Source organism: Rhizobium cauense (assembly GCF_019511525.1).
GTDB lineage: Bacteria > Pseudomonadota > Alphaproteobacteria > Rhizobiales > Rhizobiaceae > Rhizobium > Rhizobium cauense.
The window spans coordinates 355,838-375,162 of sequence record NZ_JAEUAT010000002.1; the positions used below are offsets into that span (position 1 = coordinate 355,838).

Consider the following 19,325-nt stretch of genomic DNA (forward strand, 5'->3'; position numbering starts at 1 on the left):
TCCGGGGCCTACGAGGCGAGCATCAGGTCCATGTTCTGGACTGCTGCTCCGGAGGCGCCCTTACCGAGATTGTCGAGCAGGGCAACGAGATTGACCTGCGACGCACCCGGCGTGCCGAACACGAAGAGTTTCATCGTGTCCTTGCCGGCAAGCTCGACGGCATCGATACGCGGGAGCTTGCTGCTCACTTCCAGCGGCACAACGGTCACGATGTCCTGACCCGCATAGTGGGCGACAAGCGCAGCATGGATGCTCTCAAGCGTGGCGCGCTCGGCAAGATCATCGAGATGCAGCGGTATCTGAACGATCATGCCCTGCGGGAACTTGCCGACTGACGGGGAGAAGATCGGCGCGCGATCGAGCAGGCCGTGGATCTTCATCTCGGGAACGTGCTTGTGCGTCAGGGTGAGGCCATAAAGGAAGTGCGGTGCGGTAATTGCATCGTCCCGGCTCTGGTCTTCCATCTGAGCAATCATCTGCTTGCCGCCGCCGGTGTAGCCGGAAACCGCATTGACCGTCACCGGGTAACCGTCAGGCAGGATACCGGCAGCGCGCAGCGGTCGAACAAGGCCGATCGCGCCAGTGGGGTAGCAGCCTGGATTGGCGACGAAGCGGGCCGCCTTGATCTTCTCTGCCTGCTCCTTATCCATCTCGGCGAAGCCGTAAGCCCAGGTCGGATTGACGCGGAAGGCCGTGGAGGTGTCGATGACGCGCACGTTGTTATTGCCGGAGACCATCTGCACGGCTTCCTTCGAAGCATCGTCGGGCAGGCAGAGAATGGCGATATCCGCGCTGTTCAGCATGTCCTCGCGCATCGCGGAGTTGCGACGCTCGGCTTCCGGGATCGACAAAAGCTCGACATCGCGACGATCGGCCATGCGCGTGCGGATTTGCAAGCCCGTCGTGCCATGTTCGCCATCGATGAAGATCTTCGGTGTCATTGTCTTGCTCACACTTTCAATAGGTTAGAAAGAAGTCCGGAATCATTTTGTAAGAGAGATGAGTCAGCCGTGTGACGCGCTCGCGCGGCGTTCGGCATGCAGGCCAAGCATATACATCGCGACTGTCGCCCCCGCAATGGCGGTGATATCGGCATGGTCATAAGGTGGTGACACCTCGACGACGTCGGCGCCCCTGATGTCAAGCTGGTGCAGGCGCTGCAGCACGGAGAGGATCTTGGCGCTGGAGGGCCCACCCGATACGGGCGTCCCGGTGCCGGGTGCAAAGGCAGGGTCGAGGCAGTCGATGTCGAAGGTCAGGTAGGACGGCGCCCCACGGGTATGCGAGATGATCGTCGAGGCGAGATCGGCGGCGCTCATGTCCTCGAGCTGATGGCCATGGAGAATGTGAATGCCGAAATCTTCCGGCGCATGGGTGCGGATACCGATCTGGATCGAACGGTCAGGGTCGATGATGCCGTCTCGCGCCGCCCGTGCCACGAACGAGCCGTGGTCGATGCGCTTGTTGTCGTCGAACCAGGTGTCCTGATGCGCGTCGAACTGGACGAGCGCGAGCGGTCCATGCCTGGCGGCATGCGCCTTGAGGATCGGCCAGGTGACGAAATGATCGCCGCCGAGGGTCAGCATGAAGGCACCGCTGTCGACGATGGTGCGGGCCTGCTGCTCGATCGCCTTGGGCGTCTCGTGGTGGTTGCCGTAGTCAAGCACGCAGTCACCGTAGTCGATGACGGCCATTTCGGCGAACAGGTCACGGTTGAAAGGATATTGCGGGTCGTTGTCGAAAATCGCAGATGCCCGCCGTATCGCCTGCGGACCGAACCGCGTGCCGGGGCGATTTGAGGTCGCCGCATCAAAGGGGATACCCCAGACGACGGCGTCAGCCCCCGTCAGATCCTTGGTGAAACGGCGCCGCATGAATGAAAGCGCGCCGGCAAAGGTCGGGTCGCTGGCTGAAGAGGTGAGGCTGGTTGCCGTGAAGGCGTGATCTATGGTCTTCTTTGCCACGAGGGTAATCCTGACTTCGATCTAACGCAGGCGGATGCCTGCCGGCAGAAGGGGTAAGCGACAGGACGATAGAATGCAAGGCGCACGCAGGATCGCTGAGACGATGATCCCACCGATCGTTCTGTGCTACTCTACCCGTCGTTGTTGATGCTGAGTGAAACGGTTCTCGGAGGGCTTATGCCGAGCGTGCCTCTCAAGCGACGGCTGGCAGCGATCATGGCGACGGACGTTGTCGGCTATTCCCGCCTCATGGAAAGCGACGAAGAGACAACGCTTGCGCTGGTCAAGGCGATACACAGCGATGTTGTGGAGCCGAACATCGAGCGCAATGGCGGCCGGATCTTCAAGTTGATTGGCGACGGAACACTGTCCGTATTCGACTCGGTGACTGGCGCGGTCGAATGCGCGATGGCGATCCAGCGCGAGTTGGCGGACGGAACAGGTGAGGGCGCGCGCCCGGCGATCAGGATTGGCATCAACCTTGCGGACGTTCTGGTGGACGGCTCCGACATGTTCGGGGATGGGGTCAATGTCGCCTCTCGTATTGAAGCAAACGCGTTGCCGGGTGGCATATGCGTGACCGATGGGGTCTATCACCAGATTGCGACGCGACTTGGGGCCAAGTTCGTTGCGGGCGGCGAAAAACGCCTGAAGAACATCGAGCGACCAGTCCGCGTCTGGCACTGGCAACCGCGCCGGACTGGCCCGATCCCCGCTGCACATTCGCTGGCTAACGAAGCAACGTCGTCGCGGAGCGCGGAAAAAGTCCTCGTGCGAGTTGCATCCAGCTCCTCATCCTTCTCCGGCGATATTGCAGGGTTAGCAAGCTCGAGCATCGAGCAGTTTCTCTCCGAACGCCGCTGGATCGACGTCGCTCCGACCTCGGCTCCGGAAATGAGCATCCGCGCTCACGATTACACAGTGAGCATCGTCGTTCATGGAGCAGGCCCGTTCCGGCTGAGCGTTAGGTTCGCGTCCACGACGGCCACATCGATCTTGTGGTCTCGGGCTTTCGATCTTCCGGCGGATTGTCAAATGGATGCAATCGAATCCGTCGCAGCGGAGATCGTGTCGCTTGTGGTGGACAAGGTCCTCCAAGTGTCATCCAAGGCCGTCGCCACTAAACCCGAATCCTCCTGGTCCGCCTACGAGAACTTTCTTTGCGGCAGGATGCTCGATGCCAAACATCTGCTGTGGGAGGCCGAGCGCTTTTTCGAGAGAGCCGCGCAGCTCGACCCTGGTCTTATCGAAGCTCACACCATGCACGCCATTGCACTGACGCACACCTTCAGCATGGAGGGCACGCCTGAGCGCCTGCAACGCGCCGGGGACGTCTCGCGCATCGCCTTGCGCCTCGACCTTTGCGCAGTACTCTGCCGCGCTGGTTCAGTTGATGATGCGAAACTATGAGGGCGCGAGATCGCACTACCGCAAGGCGCGCGACCTCGCGCCAAGCGATATCGAGATCCGCGCCGATTTCGCCGAATTGCTCCACTATGTCGGTGATCTGGAAGCCGCCGCTGCCGAAATCGAGGAATGCTTTCGACGATCGACGCATCCGCCGGTGTGGTTCTGGGCGATCAGCGGCATCATTCGGCTTCAGCAAGGCCGCGGCGATGACGCCGCGGAGGAATTTGAGAATGTACCGGCGAAGTCGTGGCGAACACTCATCTTGCTTGCGGCTGCCCATGCCCTGCGCGGAGACGAGGTACGGCGCGCGCACTGCGAGGTCGAAGCGCGTCGGCTTCAGCCGAGAGTTGGCCCGGAACTGCTGCGATTGGTGTTTCCCTACCAGAGCGAGGATGCCTTCGCGAGACTTCTCAGCGCACTGGGGCCGGCGGCCTAGCGGTGTGGCCGCCGATGGCAGGCTCTGAAGCTGCCGGTGTTGGATCGGGATCGAAGCGCGTCGTTGACTTCGCTCCCGGTGTCGGAGAACCTACAGCCAGCGATGAGCGAAGGAGCTGATACCCATGTTCGATCACATATCGATCGGCGTAAAGAATATTGAAAGATCGGGAGCGTTCTACGACGCGGCACTCGGAGCGCTCGGTTACGAGCGGCTGTCCAGTTTTGGCAACACCGTCGGATACGGTGCCGAAAAGCCAGCCTTCTGGGTCATGGAGGCAGAGCATCCGGTGCCGGCGGATCGGGAATCCGGATTGCATTTTTGCTTTACTGCAACAAGCGAGGAAGCGGTCAATTCGTTCTATGCCGCGGGCCTTGCCAATGGCGGCGAAGATAACGGCCCGCCCGGTGTCCGCCCGGAATACAGCCAGTTCTACTACGCGGCCTTCGTGATCGACCCTGATGGGTACAGGCTGGAGGCCTTCTTCCGTAAGCCGGAATAAAAAAGGCCGGGCAGAGCCCGGCCTTCGCATTTCGATAGTTCGAAGCGATTAGCGCTTGGAGAACTGGAACGAACGGCGAGCCTTGGCCTTGCCGTACTTCTTACGTTCAACAACGCGGCTGTCGCGGGTCAGGAAGCCACCCTTCTTCAGGACCGAGCGCAGGCCCGGCTCGAAGTAGGTGAGGGCCTTGGACAGGCCGTGACGAACTGCACCGGCCTGGCCGGAAAGACCGCCACCTGCAACCGTTGCTACGATGTCGAACTGGCCGTCACGGGCAGCAGCGACGATCGGCTGACGCAGGATCATCTGCAGAACCGGACGGGCGAAGTATGCCGTGAAGTCCTTGCCGTTGACGATGATCTTGCCGGAGCCGGCCTTGACCCAAACGCGGGCTACAGCGTCCTTACGCTTGCCGGTCGCGTAGGAGCGGCCAAGCGAGTCGACCTTGCGGACGTGAGCCGGAGCAGCAGCTTCAGCGGACGTGCCGAGATCCTTCAGGGAGGAGAGGTCAGCCATTCTTAGGCGCTCCTTACGTTCTTCTTGTTCAGCTTGGAGACGTCGAGGACGGTCGGCTGCTGTGCTTCGTGGGGATGGTTGGAACCAGCGTAGACGCGGAGGTTCTTCATCTGACGACGGCCGAGCGGGCCACGCGGAACCATGCGCTCAACGGCCTTCTCGAGAACGCGCTCCGGGAAGCGGCCTTCGATGATCTGGCGAGCGGTACGCTCCTTGACGCCACCGGCGTAACCCGTGTGCCAGTAGTAAACCTTGTCGGAATACTTCTTGCCGGTGAATACGACCTTGTCGGCATTGATGACGATGACGTTGTCGCCGTCGTCAACGTGAGGCGTGAAGGTTGCCTTGTGCTTGCCGCGCAGACGCATAGCGATGATGGAAGCGAGACGGCCAACGACCAGCCCTTCGGCGTCGATGATGACCCACTTCTTCTCCACCTCTGCAGGCTTCTGGGAGAAAGTTGCCATAGTTGTTACTCTCTTTTGGATCCCCCGGCCCGAAGGCGAGAGGGCGTTTCTTGTTGCTTGGTTTGGTTGTCCAAGGACGCACCAAAAAGAAAGCAGCCCGGGAAGGCTGCATTTCTGGCGGTGTGTATAAAGGCAAAGAGCTATGCGGTCAATAATATCAGATTGTCGCGTTGCAAAAATACACAAGCGAAATCAATGCTTTAATTGTGTGGTATTTTGATACCTCATATTTCACGTGGTGGGATCGAGTAAGTCGCGGTTGCATGGGCTATTAGCTCGTCCTCATCTTCCTGGAAAATCGATGCCTCGATAACCGCGAGCCGCTTGCCGAGCTTGAGGATCCGGCAGGTGCAGGTCGTTGCTGTTGGCTTCGGCAGCCGCAGGAAGTTGATGTTGAGATTGGTGGTAACGGCCAACGCGACTGGCCCGATATGCGCGAGCACCGCCGCATAGGCCGTTACGTCAGCCAGGGTGAAGAGGGCGGGGCCGGATACTGTCCCGCCGGGGCGCAGGTGTCTCTCGTTCGGATCGAACCGCATCGAGACAACGCCGGCTTGGACCTCGGTAACGGTAAATACTCGCCCGTCCGTGTGGATCTGAGGGAAATCCGTATCCAGAAAGCGGTGGAGCTCGTCGATCGTCATGACCGGCTGCATGAGTTTGCCTCGAAATTGCTTGTCGCCTGTGGCAGAACAATTAGCACGAAAAGGCAATGCAGGGAGTTAGACCATGGCCGAAGTCGTATCCTTCCGGAAGGACCCGAGCAAAGCGGGCGAGGGCGCGCTTGTCATCCCGCAATTGACCGATGGCATCCTGCGGCTGACGCTCAGCAATCCGCCTGCCAACGCGCTTTCGATTGCGGTCATGGAAACGCTGATCGGCGAGCTGCAGAACGCTGCAGGAGACGCTGCCGTCCGCGTGGTCATCATTGCATCGACCGGCAATGTCTTTTCCGCCGGCCACGACCTCAAGGAGTTGACCGCGCATCGCGCCGACGAGGACGGCGGCGAGGCATTCTTCGAGGAAACCTTCGCGCTGGCTGCCGACCTCATGCTCGAGATTACCCGCCTGCCGAAGCCTGTGATTGCCGAGATCGATGGTCTTGCGACCGCTGCCGGCTGCCAGCTCGTAGCCTCCTGTGATCTTGCGATCTGTACCGATACGGCAACCTTCTGCACACCGGGCGTCAATATCGGCCTGTTCTGCTCGACGCCGATGGTGGCGGTATCGCGCGCGGCGCATCGCAAGCAGGCAATGGAAATGCTGCTGACGGGCGAGACGATCGATGCCTCAACGGCCAAGGATTTCGGCCTCGTGAACCGCATCGTGCCGAAACAGTACCTGACGCAGGTCGTCACCAAATATGCGTCCATCATCGCAAGCAAATCGCCGCTGACGTTGAAGATCGGCAAGGAGGCATTCTACCGGCAACTCGAAATGCCGATCGAGGAAGCCTACAGCCATGCGGCTCAGATCATGGTCGACAATATGCTGACGGCCGATGCCGAGGAGGGGATCGGAGCATTCCTCTCAAAGCGCATGCCGCAGTGGACGGGCGAATAGCTATGCGAGCTTGAGGATCAGGCCACCAATCGCGATGATCGCTCCGGCAAGATAGCGCCAGATGCTGGCCTTTTCCTTCAGCACGAGAACGGAAATCAGGAGCGCAAAGAGGATCGACGTCTCGCGCAGCGCCGCGACGGTTGCGACCGGCGCTTTGGTCATCGCCCAGAGTGCAAGGCCGTATGACGCAATCGATCCTCCGCCTCCTATCAGTCCTCGCCACCAGTTGTACCGGACATGTGTGGCGACCGCGACCGTTCCACGCTTGGAGATCGCCCAGGCGAAGAGCAGCACCGGCGGCAGCAAGGACATCCATAGCGTATAGGAGACAGCATTGCCCGATGCACGCGCGCCGATGCCATCCACATATGTATAGGTCGCGATGACACATGCATTGGCGAGTGCCAGCATGATTGCATGGCCGCCGCCCTTTCGCGCTTCGAAAGCCAGAGTCAGAATGCCGGCGCAGATCGTCATCGTGCCGAGGAGGGCACCCGTCGACAACTGTTCATCCAGGATGAAGCCGCTGGTCGCCGCGATCAGGAGCGGCGCACAGCCGCGCATCAGCGGGTAGACGAGCCCGATATCGCCTGCGCGGTATGCACCGGCAACGAGCTGGAAATACACGAACTGGAGAATGGCCGAAGCGCCGATAAATGGCCATGCCGCGGCGTTCGGCAGCGGCAGAAACAGCAGCAAGGGAAGGGCACAAACGGCACCGCCTGCCGAGATCAAGCTGGCATCCAGCGACTTGTCCGTGCCCGCCTTGATCATGGCGTTCCACGTCGCGTGCAGCAGGGCACCAAACAGAACAAGCAGGATGATGTGGAGCGGCAAAAAGGACCACCAGATGGTGTGGAAAACTGATTGTGAGATGCTTGTTACGCCGGTCTTCGCAAAAAGCAATCCCGTCTGCTGAAAGTGACGAAGCGCGTGATGGTTCAATCCCGCGTGCCGTACAATCATGAGCTGTCTTGGAGAGTGCGATAAAAGAGGCACGTACACCACAAGTGTTTATTCGATGTTCGCTTATTCAACTATGAGGTGATGCTAACATACGAGGAAACATATGTGAACATATACAGGATATACATAGAACATTGATAGGGTGTCGCGTCAAATATTTCAGAATTGTGACAATGGCGTCACAGGTTTTAATGGCTGGAATGAGCCGCTTGGTATCAAGGGTCGCAGCCGGCCACTGCTGCTCCCCGATTCGCTCAATCAAAGTTCGCCTTTAGAGCGTGTTATCGGGGATGGTAAACATCCCGTCCAGGTTGTCTATATCCTGGCAATTCAAAACACGGCATCGTGGATTGTCTCTCGTGGGGACAGTCGTCCATTCAGCATATTTGTTGGCATCGCAGTACCGGCTGTTACGAATATAGCGATCGAACAGGGTCATGCCGCTTACCCGCTTCGATGGATAGCGTAAGATCACTGCACCCTCGTTATGGATCGCGGCCCGTGCGGCCTGGCAGCTCATGCTGAGGGAATTGTAGCGCGAAATCGCAAGCGCCGGAGAGGCGGCCATGACGAATGCGATCACAACAACCAATTTTTTCACGGTAACATCCTCCATCGGCCTCATGATCTCTATATACGACGAAACTGGTGTTTGGTTTCAATGAATTGCCAAGTAACCTCGTGATTGTGATGGGGAGAGCGAGTACGTGAATCATGACCGGTATGAGGATGATTACATCCTCGATATTCTGCGTTCGGTGAAGACGATTGCCCTGACTGGCGCTTCACCAAACCCCGCCCGACCGAGCAACGGCGTGATGGGCTACCTGCTGTCGCGGGGATACGACGTGATTCCGGTCAATCCCGGACAAGCTGGCAAGCAGATTCACGGACGGACGGTCTATGCCAGGCTCTCCGATATCCCTGTGCCCGTCGACATGGTTGACGTTTTTCGCGCCTCTGAATACCTGGCAGGCGTTGTCGAGGACGCCTTGGCAATGAGCCCGCCACCCAAGGTGATATGGGCACAGCTCGGCGTCCGCGACGATGCGGCAGCGGCGAGAGCGGAGGTGGCCGGCATCAAGGTCGTTATGGATCGCTGCCCGGCAATTGAGTATCCGCGGCTCGTCGGTTGAGAGGTTGGATATTTCAAATAACGTGCCTGGGTTGAAATAGAACGCGATTAACTTTTCGCGATCGTCGGTTATGCTCGTCCCCTCAACCAAGCTGAAGGGAGGGCTTCATGGCCAAGAATGGACCGGGATTCAATACGTTGGCAATACATGCGGGAGCGCAGCCGGACCCCGCAACGGGGGCGCGGGCAACGCCGATCTATCAGACGACAGCATACGTTTTCAACGATTCGGACCATGCGGCTGCCCTCTTTGGTCTGCAGCAGTTCGGTAACATCTACACGCGCATCATGAATCCGACCCAGGCTGTGCTCGAGGAACGCGTCGCGGCGCTCGAGGGCGGGACCGCCGCGCTTGCCGTGGCGTCCGGCCACGCGGCCCAGATGATCGTCTTCCACACAATCATGCGTCCCGGCGAAAACTTCGTGGCCGCAAGGCGGCTGTATGGGGGCTCGATCAACCAGTTCGGCCATGCCTTCGATAACTTCGGCTGGCAGGTTCGCTGGGGCGATTCAGCGGATCCCGCAAGTTTCGAGAGTCAGATTGACGACAAGACGCGGGCGATCTTCATCGAAAGCCTCGCCAATCCCGGCGGCACCTTCGTCGACATCGCGGCGATCGCTGCGGTGGCCCATAAGCACGGCCTGCCGCTCATCGTCGACAACACCATGGCGAGCCCTTACCTCATCCGACCGATCGAGCACGGTGCCGATATCGTCGTGCACTCGCTGACGAAATTCCTCGGCGGTCACGGCAATTCCATGGGCGGCATCATCGTCGATGGTGGAACCTTCGATTGGTCGAAGTCCGGCAACTATCCGATGCTGTCCAGCCCGCGGCCGGAATACAATGGCGTTGTCCTGCACTCGACCTTCGGCAATTTTGCCTTCGCAATCGCTTGCCGCGTGCTCGGTTTGCGCGATCTCGGCCCCGCAATCTCGCCTTTTAATGCATTCCTGATCCTGACTGGTATCGAGACGCTGCCCCTGCGTATGCAGCGCCACAGCGACAACGCGATCGCTGTCGCAAAGTGGCTGAAGGCACACAGCAAGATTGCCTGGGTGAACTATTCAGGCCTCGAAGACGATCCGAACCACGCGCTACAGCAGCGCTATTCGCCGAAGGGCGCTGGTTCGGTCTTCACCTTTGGCGTCAAGGGCGGCTACGAGGCTGGAAAAACGCTGGTCGAGGGGCTGCAGTTGTTCTCGCATCTCGCCAACATCGGAGACACTCGCTCGCTGGTGATCCATCCGGCATCCACCACGCACCGCCAATTGACGGACGAGCAAAGGATCGCTGCCGGCGCCGGTCCTGATGTCGTTCGCCTGTCGGTCGGCATCGAGGACGTTCAGGATATCATTGCTGATCTCGAACAGTCCCTCGCGAAGATCTGAGACGACATGGCGAACTACCTCACCTTTGACATCACTGCCGTCCGACCAGAATGGGGGGGCCCGGCTGCGGATCGCCTGATCGCTGGCGAGCCGCAGTTCAAGACCTGGAACCTGGAGGAGGCCAATGGCGGCCTCTATTCCGGGGTATGGGAGGCAACGCCGGGCAAGTGGCGCATCGTCTACGACGAGTGGGAATATTTCAGTGTGCTCTCGGGCTACTCAATCGTGACGGAAGACGGCGGCAGCGCGGTACACCTGCGGGCAGGGGATCGGATGATCCTCAAGCCAGGTTTCAGGGGAACCTGGGAAGTCATTGAAACGACTCGCAAGGACTATGTCATCAGGCTGTGACTTGGTGACGCCGCGAGTGGTGCCGGAATGCCGGCGCCACCTGGACTAGGTCTCGACTAGCTTCGATCGGAAGATGCGAAATCGCTGCGCACGATGCCGTGGCGCTGAAGTTTGTCGTAAAATGTCTTCCGGGGGATGCCGAGGTCCGCGATTGTGCGACGGACGTCGCCGTTGTTGGCGTCCAGCGCTTCACGAATAATGTGGGCTTCGTAGCGCTCGAGTCGGTCAGGCAGCGAAAGAACCTCATCGGCTTCCGGCGCGGCGGCGACAACACGGTCCGAGACCTGCCCGACGCCCAAGACGAACCGTTCGGCAAAGTGAGACAGTTCGCGCACGTTGCCGGGCCAATCGTGTTCACGAAGATGGCGATGGATCGAAGGGGGGACCGTGGGCACGTCGCGTTTGAAGCGGCTTGCTGCTCGTTCCGTGAAGTAACCGAAAAGAAGTGGAATATCGTCGCGGCGCTCCTTCAGCGGTGGAATCGAGATCGTGACGACGTTGAGCCGGTAGTAGAGGTCCTCACGGAAGTCGCCACGTTGGCGGGGATCGCCCAGATCGACCTTGGATGCGGCTACGACACGCAGATCGACGGGGCGCACTTCGTTTGTACCGAGCGGCGTGACCTCGCGCATTTCGAGTACGCGTAACATCTGCACCTGCGTCGCCGGCGGCATGCTCTCGATCTCATCGAGAAACAGCGTGCCGCCGCTGGCATGTTCGATGCGGCCAATACGCTTCTTCTGAGCCCCCGTGAAGGCGCCGGGCTCATGCCCGAAGAGTTCGCTTTCAACGACGCTTTCAGGTAGCGCGCCGCAGTTCAGCGCAACGAAATTGCCGGATGCACGGCGGCTCCAGCGATGCAGGAGGCTTGCTACGACCTCCTTGCCGCTGCCGGTTTCCCCCGTCAAGAGAACGTCGACATCGGTATCAGCGATCTGCCGCAAAGTGTGACGCAGCCGCTCCATTGCCGGTGTCTGACCGATCAGCGGCAGATCGTCGCGCGCCTGTTCGGTCGCTTTTCGCAGCGCCCTGTTCTCCATCACGAGACGGCGCTTTTCAGCAGCGCGCCGAACGCTCTGGATGAGCCGATCTGTCGCGAACGGCTTGGTTATGAAATCGTAGACTCCATCCTGCATGGCTTTCACTGCCATCGGAATGTCGCCGTGGCCGGTGACCAGGATGACTGGCAGATCCTCATCCCGCTGCCGTACGCGGCTGAAGAGCTGGAGGCCATCGATCTCGGGCATTCGGATATCGGAAACCAGGACACCTGCGAACTCCGGGCCCAGTGCCGCCAAAGCGTCCCCGGCGTCGGAAAAAGCCGAAACGGAAAATCCCGCAAGCTCCAGCGTCTGCTTGGTTGCCCGCAACAGGTCCTTGTCGTCGTCGACGAGGAAGATCGGCGTCACATCGTTCATACTTTGGCCTTCCGCAGATGGACCGTAAAGCGGGTCCCGCTTTCGTTGCTCGTCACGTCCATACGGCCGCCGTAGTCCGCCACGATGTCCTTGGAAATAACGAGACCGAGACCAAGGCCTCTCTCTTTCGAGGTATTGAACGGGGTGAAAAGCGACTTCAGGATCGCAGGCGAGATGCCCGGGCCGTTGTCGGCGACCTCGATTGCGACCTCATCGTTCGTCTCGGTCACTGACACGTCGACCTTTGCGTCGGCGCGTGCTTCGAGAGCCTCCAGGGCATTCTGGAAGAGGTTGATCAGAATCTGCTCGAGCCGGATTCGGTTGCCGAGTACGCGTAACTCCGCCGGCGGTTGGCGGATGGCGAGCGCCTCGAGCCGGCCGGAGAATCGGCTTTTCAACAAGACGATGGCCCCATCGATGACGCTGCGCAACTCCACGGGCTCGGGTGCCGCACGGCCCTTGCGCGCGAATGCCTTCAATTCGTCGGTAATCGCGCCAATCCTCTCGGTGAGGCCGGCGATTGCTTCGAGGTTTTCGTCGACGGGACTTGTCTGCCTGCGCTCCAGAAAAACCCGAGCGTTGTCCGCATAGGCCCGTATGGTCGCAACCGGCTGGTTGATCTCGTGTGCAACGCCTGCCGCGACCTGACCCAGGATCGCGAGCCGGTTCGCCTGCACCAGTTCCTGTTGCACGATCTGCAGTCGGGCTTCCGTTTCCCTGTGGTCGGCGATTTCGCCCTGCAGACGGTCGCGTGCCCGGCTTAAATCTTCTGTCCGGGCGACAACCCGCCGTTCCAACTCTTCACGCATGGCCTGCTCTTGCGCGATCTTCGCTGTTGCAGCTTGGCGTCTCCACAGGAGAAACGCCGCGATGCCGAGAATAGGCAGAAGAACGGCTAGTGACAGCAGGCGCATTTCACGAACTGCCGCCGCGACCGGCGCATCGGTTGGCACAAGGTATTCGAGATGCCAGGGCGTGGTGGGAACGGGCGTGGCAAGACGCAGGTATTCACCTTCGCCGCTGCCAGGAAGGACGACCGAAACAAGCGATGCTTCCGTATCTATGGGGCGGGGCCGCCTGATCGGCAAGGTAGCAAGCGGCGCATCGCCGAACTGCAGGCTGCTGCGGATAACAGCAAGCTCGGCTTCCGGTGCTGGCTTGTTCATCATGAAGCGCCAGGACGGGATGCTGGTGATCAACACGACGCCGCGATCATCGGTAACATAGACGGGGCGATGCGTGTCGCGCCAGTCGCTTTCGAGGCGATCGAACTCGAGCTTGACGACCACAACGCCGAGCGGCGCTGCCGCACTGCCCACACGACGCGAGATATAGAGGCCGGGACGCTTGCTGACGCTGCCAAGGGCAAAATGCTCGGCAGTCCCTTCGTCCATGGCCTTCCGGAAATAGTCTCGGAACGTGTAGTCGTTGCCCACGAAGCTGATGGGCTCCTGCCAGTTGCTTGAGGATATGGCAATTCCGTTGGGGCCGATAACATAGAGGACGGCGGCTTGTGTTCCCGTGACGAGGCGTTCCAGCTTCCGGTTCAGCGTGTCGATGGCGCCGTCGCGGGCCGATGACAGGCCATCGATAACCTGCTGATCCTCGGCAAGAAGCAGAGGCAGTGCGCGGGGTCTCTCCATAACCGCATTGAGCAGTGCCACCTTGAGGTTCGCATCGGTACGGCTTTGGCTCTCGATCGCATCCATCGCCGAGCGGCGACCGTAGATCTCCGCGCCAAAGAATGCGGCAAGGAGCAGTACTGCGCAGAGAGAGGCAAACAGCATCCATATCATTCGCCCGCTGGTGCGACCGAAGGACCTGAAAGCTGGTATCGAGGGCGTTTGGAGCATCATTCAGACTGTGCGTAAGTCCGCACTTTCGTCAAATCAATTTGTGCGAAAATGCGCTCAATTCTTCAAGTTCAGTCCAGAGATTTGAACGAAATACATTTAAAAACAATCATCTAATAATACTCGCGAAGTTTGGCACGCCCGTTGCAATGCCTCTGCAAACAGCCGCGTGGCTGTTGAATTAGCAACGCAATCGCCCCGGGAGGCCAGCATTGGTTGGGGGCTTATGGAGGACATCATGGGTGTAGCACTTCCAGTCGCGGAGCCGCGCGGCAAGGTTCCCTTCTATCGACTTCTCTACGTGCAGGTTCTCGCGGCCATCTGTGCCGGCATCCTGCTTGGTCATTTCTATCCCGACATCGGCACTTCGCTGAAGCCACTCGGCGACGCCTTCATCAAGCTCGTCAAGATGATCATTGCCCCCGTCATTTTCCTGACGGTTGCGACTGGCATCGCCGGCATGTCCGATCTGCAGAAGGTTGGACGCGTTGCCGGCAAGGCAATGCTCTACTTCCTCGTCTTTTCGACGCTTGCGCTGGCTGTCGGTCTGCTCGTCGCCAACGTTGTTCAGCCGGGCGCGGGCATGCATATCGACCCGGCAACGCTGGATGCCAAGGCCGTGGCAAGCTATGCCGCGAAGGCGCATGACGCGACCATCACGGGCTTCCTGATGAACATCATTCCGAACACCATTGTCGGTGCCTTCGCCGACGGTGACATTCTTCAGGTCCTGTTCTTTTCCGTCCTGTTCGGTATTGCGCTCGCCATGGTAGGTGACCGTGGTCGCCCCGTTGTCGACTTCCTGCAGGCACTCACGGCACCGGTTTTCAAGCTGGTGGCAGTTCTGATGAAGGCTGCTCCGATCGGCGCATTCGGTGCCATGGCCTTCACGATCGGCAAGTACGGCATCGGTTCCATTGCAAACCTGGCTATGCTGATCGGTACCTTCTACCTGACGTCGCTGCTTTTCGTGCTCGTCGTCCTTGGCGCGGTTGCGCGGTACAACGGATTCTCCATCCTGGCCCTCATCCGCTACATCAAGGAAGAGCTTCTGCTGGTTCTCGGTACATCTTCTTCGGAGGCCGCACTTCCCGGCCTCATGGCGAAGATGGAACAGGCAGGCTGCAAGCGCTCCGTCGTCGGTCTCGTCATCCCGACCGGTTATTCCTTCAACCTCGACGGCACGAACATCTACATGACGCTCGCGGCTCTCTTCATCGCTCAGGCGACGGACACGCCGCTCACTCTCGCAGACCAGATCCTGCTGCTGCTGGTTGCTATGCTGAGCTCCAAGGGCGCTGCCGGTATCACCGGTGCCGGCTTCATCACGCTTGCCGCAACGCTATCGGTCGTGCCCTCCGTTCCGGTTGCCGGCATGGCGCTGATCCTCGGCATCGACCGCTTCATGTCGGAATGCCGCGCTCTGACGAATTTTGTGGGCAACGCGGTTGCGACGGTCGTCGTCGCCCGTTGGGAAAATGAGCTTGATCAGACGAAGTTTGCGGCTGCCATGGCCGGAAAGCTGCCGCCGGAACCAGCTGACGCGGTGCCGGTTCTTCAGGCCGCGGAATAAACACTCGTCGCAAGGCGCGAAAACGCACGGAAAAGCCCGCGTTCTCCGGAGCGCGGGCTTTTCCTATTTGTCGCCTACCAGGAGAGATCCAGGCGGTCCAATCCATGGAAGTGATAGACGTCTTTCACGACAGGCGTCCGGGCGAGCCGCAGGGCTGGCAACCGCTCGAACAGAATGGGCAGGACGACGTTCAGTTCGAGCCGCGCGAGCGGTGCGCCGATGCAGAAATGGATGCCCGCGCCAAAGGACAGATTGGGCGCCTCATTGCGATCAGGCTTGAAGGTCAACGGATCGCTGAACTTTGCCGGATCCAGATTGGCCGCGGCCAGAATGAGGCTCACCTTGTCGCCTCGCGTGAACGAAATGCCGTCGATCTCGACGGGTTCGAGGGCCCAGCGCTGGAAAATGTGAACCGGTGCGCAGATGCGCAGCGACTCTTCGACCGTCCGTTCGGTCGTTGCCTCGTCCTTGAAGAGTTCCGCCGGATCGTGCCCGCTGTCGAGAATGATGCGAACCGAGTTGCCGATCTGGTGGACCGTTGCCTCGTGGCCGGCATTGAGCAATACAATCGTCGTCGAGACGAGTTCGTCCTCGGTCAGGTATTGGCCCTTGTGCTCGGTATGGATCATGTGAGTCAGCAGATCGTCCCGAGGGTTGGCGCGACGCTCTGCGATGACCGTCTTCACATAGTCGGAGAATTCCTTTGCGGCACGTTCGGCGCCATCCTCGTCTTCCCGGGTGCGTCCGAAGAGATACATGCGAATGTAGGAGTGGGACCACTTCAGGAGCTGCGGTCCCATCTCCTCCGGAATGCCGATCATGCGGGCGATCATCGTCACCGGAATGATATCGGCAAAGGCCGAGAGCAGCTCGACTTCGTTGTTTTTCTCGAATCCGTCAATCAGCTTGTTGGCAAGCTCGGCAAGCTCCGGCTTCATCTTCTCGACGTGACGAGAAACGAAAGCACGGTTGACGAGCGTTCTGAGACGGGTGTGCTCAGGCGGTTCCAGCTCAAGCAAGGAATACCGCTCGGCGAGATCGAAATTTGCCACGTGCTGGTCCGGCTCGGGAAGGCCAAGCTCTTCGCGGCTTGCTATGTGCAGGATCTGGCGTCCGAAGCGGCGATCGCGCAGTAGACTGTTCACATGATCGTAGCCGGTGAAGAACCACTGCTTCTGCTGTTCCCAGTAGAATGTGGGACACTTTGCGTGCAGCGCGGCATAGACTGCGTTTGGGTCGCTGTAGAAGGCTGGATTGCTCGCGTCCAGGGAGACGTGGCGTGTGGCGGGATCGATAGAAAGAAATGGTGGGATCATCATGGCTCGAGGCTTAGCGGATTTGCCAAGCCTCGAAAAGATAGGTTCAGCCCCTCGACAGTGATCCGACGCGACGAAGCGCGTGAATCTGGTCGTCGAGCGTCGGCACGAGCTCGCCACTCGTTTGCTTAGGTTCGGGTGGAGGCGGCGCTGCAGCCTCCGCTTCGCCGAAGATGACCGTGCAGTTGCGGCCTGCGGCCTTTGCGGCATACAGGGCGCGATCGGCGGCCGAAACCAACTTATCCCTGTTAGCCTCGATGGCGGAGGCAAGCGCGACACCGGTGCTGACCGTTACGGGGACAATCGCATCGCCGGTGCTGACGGGAACACGGCAGAACTCTGCCCGGATCGACTCCGCCAACGCTTCTGCTTCGGTCTGGTCGGCGACGGTCGTGAAGGCGGCAAACTCCTCGCCGCCCATGCGACCAAAGGCGCCATCGGGCACGAATTGGCGGGCCATTCGGGCAAACACGGTCAGCACGACGTCGCCCGCTTGATGGCCGAACCGATCGTTGACGCGCTTGAAGTGATCAAGATCGAAGAGCAACACGGCAACCTGGCGGTTGTTGTGGAAGGCGTTGTCCTGAATGACGTCGAACCGCCCGAAGAGACCGCGCCGGTTCAGGACGCCGGTGAGTGAATCGGTCAGGCTGAGCATGCGAAGGTGCTTCTCCGAGCGTTCCATGATGACCATGCAGGTGAGTGCGCAGGCAAAGGTCAGCAGGAAGCCGGTTGCCATTGCCGCTCCGCCTGCGAAATTGGCCGCCTGCGCGTCGGTGGGGTCGATGGCTGCCATCGTCAGCGCCGTGCCGAAGCAAAGGACGCTCTGAATGACAAAGACAATCCCCAGCTTGCTTCTCGAGGCCTCGCTGTGCGGAGCGGATGTGTAGACTGCCATCGCCAGTGCCGTTGCACCGGCAGCCGAGGCCAGATTGTAGAGGATGACGCGGTTGGTGTAGTCGTCGTTGACCCAAGGCAAAAAGACGCCTCCCAACCAGAGCAGTGGCGGCATCAACGCCCACCATTCCAGCTTGCGACGGTCAAGCGCCAGATATCCGGCAACCCATGCGCTCTGACCGCACAGAGCGATCGTATTGCCGATCTCGACGGAGAAAATATCGGGTATCTGTCCGCGCAGGGCAACCATTGCGAAGCCGACGCCGCTGAGGAGGAAGCCCATTCCCCAGTGGAAGTAGGCTTTGTTTCGAACATTGTGCCGCCAGGCCATAAACGCCACGAGTGCGAGCGTCAGGGCCTCCGAGCACCAAATGGATAATCCAGTTGTAACATTGAACACGGCAATACCTCTTGCAATGCGCGTATTCTCTCGGAAGAAACTGGCAACTTCATTAATTACACATCGCGTGCCCGTGTCTTTTTTGTTCGTTCCTGCTGTTAGGCTTTCCGGTCCGTAAACGCGGTGGCCATACAACAGATTCAGAGTTCGTTCACCCTGAGGACTACAAAAACTGTGCGGCGACAGGGGCAACACTCGCTCTTCGAAGCGATTTACAGGATTGACCCTCATCCAGCGAAGATTGTTCGCCTGCATTTGCGCCCCTCTTAACGTTATCAGCCAGCGTGTCTTGAAGAGGAGGGCAGGGAAGCTCTATGTAGGGGATAAGGCATTTTCTTTGATTCCCGGCTACAGCCGGCAGACGTTGACAAAGGACGCACATGAGAAACCCAGTTGATACCGCAATGGCCCTCGTGCCGATGGTCGTCGAACAGACCAACCGCGGTGAACGCTCCTACGACATCTATTCGCGCCTGCTCAAGGAACGCATTATCTTCCTGACTGGCCCAGTCGAGGACCACATGGCGACGCTTGTCTGCGCTCAGCTCCTCTTCCTCGAGGCTGAGAACCCGAAGAAGGAAATCGCGCTCTACATCAATTCGCCGGGCGGTGTTGTTACTGCAGGCATGGCCATCTACGACACCATGCAGTTCATCAAGCCGGCGGTGTCGACGCTCTGCATCGGCCAGGCCGCGTCCATGGGTTCGCTGCTGTTGGCTGCCGGCCACAAGGACATGCGCTTCGCCACCCCCAATTCCCGTATTATGGTGCATCAGCCATCAGGTGGATTCCAGGGGCAGGCATCGGACATCGAGCGTCACGCCCGCGACATCCTGAAGATGAAGCGCCGCCTCAACGAGGTCTACGTCAAGCACACGGGCCGCACCTACGAGGAAGTCGAGAAGACGCTCGATCGTGACCATTTCATGGATGCTGACGAGGCCCAGAGCTGGGGTGTGATCGACAAGGTCCTGACATCGCGTGTCGAGATCGAGGGCGATGCCGCCTAGTGAGAAGTAGGGATGGTGTTGTATCCGCCACAGTTCTATCTCATTTGTGATCGAACAAAGGAATAAACCCGGTGGCGGGTGCGGCGATCTCAAGTATTAATGCTATGTTCGTTTTTTATGACATAGCATCGGCAGTCGAAGGGGAATTCGTTGCCG

At 59.5% G+C, this 19,325-nt stretch carries 20 protein-coding genes; 9 read left to right on the forward strand and 11 right to left on the reverse strand.

What is annotated here, in order from left to right; translation table 11 throughout:
* Positions 1 to 8 precede the first annotated feature (8 nt).
* Both argC and speB read right to left on the reverse strand, forming a co-directional pair.
* Entirely contained in the window at positions 9 to 941 is a 933-nt protein-coding gene (gene argC, locus JNB88_RS04945) for an N-acetyl-gamma-glutamyl-phosphate reductase (protein ID WP_220354495.1), read from the reverse strand.
* A 63-nt stretch (positions 942 to 1,004) separates the two neighbouring features.
* On the reverse strand, positions 1,005 to 1,964 hold the full coding sequence (speB, locus tag JNB88_RS04950) for an agmatinase (RefSeq protein WP_220354496.1): 960 nt from the start codon (positions 1,962 to 1,964) through the stop codon (positions 1,005 to 1,007).
* A gap of 177 nt (positions 1,965 to 2,141) precedes the next feature.
* Between speB and JNB88_RS04955 the strand changes: the two genes are divergently transcribed.
* The 3 genes from JNB88_RS04955 (at position 2,142) to JNB88_RS04960 (ending at position 4,312) form a co-directional block, all read left to right on the forward strand.
* The gene (locus JNB88_RS04955) at positions 2,142 to 3,374 is read left to right on the forward strand and encodes an adenylate/guanylate cyclase domain-containing protein (RefSeq protein ID WP_223217077.1); all 1,233 of its coding nucleotides are present in this window, start codon (positions 2,142 to 2,144) and stop codon (positions 3,372 to 3,374) included.
* A complete protein-coding gene (locus JNB88_RS33415) occupies positions 3,358 to 3,810 on the forward strand; it encodes a tetratricopeptide repeat protein (protein WP_223217078.1) in 453 nt (150 codons plus the stop codon). The genes JNB88_RS04955 and JNB88_RS33415 overlap by 17 nt, the downstream gene beginning before the upstream one ends.
* A 124-nt stretch (positions 3,811 to 3,934) precedes the next feature.
* Positions 3,935 to 4,312 (forward strand): VOC family protein, encoded by a 378-nt coding sequence (locus JNB88_RS04960; protein WP_220354497.1) that lies wholly within the window; start codon positions 3,935 to 3,937, stop codon positions 4,310 to 4,312.
* Between the two features lie 48 nt (positions 4,313 to 4,360).
* On the opposite strand, the gene rpsI is transcribed toward JNB88_RS04960, so the two are convergent.
* The 3 genes from rpsI to JNB88_RS04975 all read right to left on the reverse strand — a co-directional run bounded on the left by rpsI (position 4,361) and on the right by JNB88_RS04975 (position 5,951).
* Complete coding sequence (gene rpsI / locus JNB88_RS04965) at positions 4,361 to 4,828, reverse strand: 30S ribosomal protein S9 (protein ID WP_220354498.1); 468 nt, start codon at positions 4,826 to 4,828, stop codon at positions 4,361 to 4,363.
* Positions 4,829 to 4,830: 2 nt separating this feature from the next.
* Complete coding sequence (gene rplM / locus JNB88_RS04970; protein ID WP_037127278.1) at positions 4,831 to 5,295, reverse strand: 50S ribosomal protein L13; 465 nt, start codon at positions 5,293 to 5,295, stop codon at positions 4,831 to 4,833.
* A gap of 224 nt (positions 5,296 to 5,519) precedes the next feature.
* Complete coding sequence (locus JNB88_RS04975) at positions 5,520 to 5,951, reverse strand: PaaI family thioesterase (protein WP_220354499.1); 432 nt, start codon at positions 5,949 to 5,951, stop codon at positions 5,520 to 5,522.
* Between the two features lie 73 nt (positions 5,952 to 6,024).
* Here JNB88_RS04975 and JNB88_RS04980 point away from each other — a divergent pair, with 73 nt between their 5' ends.
* Positions 6,025 to 6,858 carry an enoyl-CoA hydratase gene (locus JNB88_RS04980; protein WP_220354500.1) on the forward strand — a complete coding sequence of 278 codons (834 nt, stop codon included), beginning with the start codon at positions 6,025 to 6,027 and terminating at the stop codon, positions 6,856 to 6,858.
* Here the strand turns inward: JNB88_RS04980 and JNB88_RS04985 are convergent, their stop codons facing one another.
* Positions 6,859 to 7,695, reverse strand: a complete 837-nt coding sequence (locus tag JNB88_RS04985; RefSeq protein ID WP_220354694.1) for an EamA family transporter — start codon at positions 7,693 to 7,695, stop codon at positions 6,859 to 6,861. It lies immediately after the preceding gene.
* A gap of 400 nt (positions 7,696 to 8,095) precedes the next feature.
* Complete coding sequence (locus JNB88_RS04990) at positions 8,096 to 8,425, reverse strand: hypothetical protein (RefSeq protein ID WP_220354501.1); 330 nt, start codon at positions 8,423 to 8,425, stop codon at positions 8,096 to 8,098.
* A gap of 106 nt (positions 8,426 to 8,531) precedes the next feature.
* On the opposite strand from JNB88_RS04990, the gene JNB88_RS04995 reads away from it, so the two are divergent.
* From JNB88_RS04995 to JNB88_RS05005, 3 genes are all read left to right on the forward strand, one after another.
* The gene (locus tag JNB88_RS04995) at positions 8,532 to 8,960 is read left to right on the forward strand and encodes a CoA-binding protein (protein ID WP_220354502.1); all 429 of its coding nucleotides are present in this window, start codon (positions 8,532 to 8,534) and stop codon (positions 8,958 to 8,960) included.
* 107 nt (positions 8,961 to 9,067) lie between these two features.
* Positions 9,068 to 10,351 carry an O-acetylhomoserine aminocarboxypropyltransferase gene (locus JNB88_RS05000; protein ID WP_220354503.1) on the forward strand — a complete coding sequence of 428 codons (1,284 nt, stop codon included), beginning with the start codon at positions 9,068 to 9,070 and terminating at the stop codon, positions 10,349 to 10,351.
* 6 nt (positions 10,352 to 10,357) lie between these two features.
* Positions 10,358 to 10,702, forward strand: a complete 345-nt coding sequence (locus JNB88_RS05005; protein ID WP_220354504.1) for a cupin domain-containing protein — start codon at positions 10,358 to 10,360, stop codon at positions 10,700 to 10,702.
* Positions 10,703 to 10,758: 56 nt separating this feature from the next.
* Here the strand turns inward: JNB88_RS05005 and JNB88_RS05010 are convergent, their stop codons facing one another.
* Positions 10,759 to 12,120, reverse strand: a complete 1,362-nt coding sequence (locus JNB88_RS05010; protein ID WP_220354505.1) for a sigma-54-dependent transcriptional regulator — start codon at positions 12,118 to 12,120, stop codon at positions 10,759 to 10,761.
* Positions 12,117 to 13,976 (reverse strand): sensor histidine kinase, encoded by a 1,860-nt coding sequence (locus tag JNB88_RS05015; protein WP_420832164.1) that lies wholly within the window; start codon positions 13,974 to 13,976, stop codon positions 12,117 to 12,119. The genes JNB88_RS05010 and JNB88_RS05015 overlap by 4 nt, the downstream gene beginning before the upstream one ends.
* A gap of 235 nt (positions 13,977 to 14,211) precedes the next feature.
* Here JNB88_RS05015 and JNB88_RS05020 point away from each other — a divergent pair, with 235 nt between their 5' ends.
* On the forward strand, positions 14,212 to 15,546 hold the full coding sequence (locus JNB88_RS05020; protein ID WP_220354506.1) for a dicarboxylate/amino acid:cation symporter: 1,335 nt from the start codon (positions 14,212 to 14,214) through the stop codon (positions 15,544 to 15,546).
* A 74-nt stretch (positions 15,547 to 15,620) separates the two neighbouring features.
* Here the strand turns inward: JNB88_RS05020 and JNB88_RS05025 are convergent, their stop codons facing one another.
* Entirely contained in the window at positions 15,621 to 16,865 is a 1,245-nt protein-coding gene (locus JNB88_RS05025; protein WP_220354507.1) for a cytochrome P450, read from the reverse strand.
* Between the two features lie 43 nt (positions 16,866 to 16,908).
* A complete protein-coding gene (locus tag JNB88_RS05030) occupies positions 16,909 to 18,159 on the reverse strand; it encodes a GGDEF domain-containing protein (protein WP_220354508.1) in 1,251 nt (416 codons plus the stop codon).
* Positions 18,160 to 18,539: 380 nt separating this feature from the next.
* Here JNB88_RS05030 and clpP point away from each other — a divergent pair, with 380 nt between their 5' ends.
* Complete coding sequence (gene clpP, locus JNB88_RS05035; RefSeq protein WP_037127303.1) at positions 18,540 to 19,169, forward strand: ATP-dependent Clp endopeptidase proteolytic subunit ClpP; 630 nt, start codon at positions 18,540 to 18,542, stop codon at positions 19,167 to 19,169.
* The last annotated feature ends 156 nt before the right edge of the window (positions 19,170 to 19,325 follow it).

Excerpts from the sequence above, each read along its gene's own strand:
- clpP (WP_037127303.1), top strand. The coding sequence starts at position 18,540 with ATGAGAAACCCAGTTGATACCGCAATGGCCCTCGTGCCGATGGTCGTC.
- rplM (WP_037127278.1), bottom strand. The coding sequence starts at position 5,295 with ATGGCAACTTTCTCCCAGAAGCCTGCAGAGGTGGAGAAGAAGTGGGTC.
- rpsI (WP_220354498.1), bottom strand. The coding sequence starts at position 4,828 with ATGGCTGACCTCTCCTCCCTGAAGGATCTCGGCACGTCCGCTGAAGCT.
- argC (WP_220354495.1), bottom strand. The coding sequence starts at position 941 with ATGACACCGAAGATCTTCATCGATGGCGAACATGGCACGACGGGCTTG.
- JNB88_RS05025 (WP_220354507.1), bottom strand. The coding sequence starts at position 16,865 with ATGATGATCCCACCATTTCTTTCTATCGATCCCGCCACACGCCACGTC.
- JNB88_RS05005 (WP_220354504.1), top strand. The coding sequence starts at position 10,358 with ATGGCGAACTACCTCACCTTTGACATCACTGCCGTCCGACCAGAATGG.
- JNB88_RS04955 (WP_223217077.1), top strand. The coding sequence starts at position 2,142 with ATGCCGAGCGTGCCTCTCAAGCGACGGCTGGCAGCGATCATGGCGACG.
- JNB88_RS05015 (WP_420832164.1), bottom strand. The coding sequence starts at position 13,976 with ATGATGCTCCAAACGCCCTCGATACCAGCTTTCAGGTCCTTCGGTCGC.
- JNB88_RS05020 (WP_220354506.1), top strand. The coding sequence starts at position 14,212 with ATGGGTGTAGCACTTCCAGTCGCGGAGCCGCGCGGCAAGGTTCCCTTC.
- JNB88_RS05010 (WP_220354505.1), bottom strand. The coding sequence starts at position 12,120 with ATGAACGATGTGACGCCGATCTTCCTCGTCGACGACGACAAGGACCTG.
- JNB88_RS05000 (WP_220354503.1), top strand. The coding sequence starts at position 9,068 with ATGGCCAAGAATGGACCGGGATTCAATACGTTGGCAATACATGCGGGA.
- JNB88_RS04975 (WP_220354499.1), bottom strand. The coding sequence starts at position 5,951 with ATGCAGCCGGTCATGACGATCGACGAGCTCCACCGCTTTCTGGATACG.
- JNB88_RS04960 (WP_220354497.1), top strand. The coding sequence starts at position 3,935 with ATGTTCGATCACATATCGATCGGCGTAAAGAATATTGAAAGATCGGGA.
- JNB88_RS33415 (WP_223217078.1), top strand. The coding sequence starts at position 3,358 with ATGATGCGAAACTATGAGGGCGCGAGATCGCACTACCGCAAGGCGCGC.
- JNB88_RS04980 (WP_220354500.1), top strand. The coding sequence starts at position 6,025 with ATGGCCGAAGTCGTATCCTTCCGGAAGGACCCGAGCAAAGCGGGCGAG.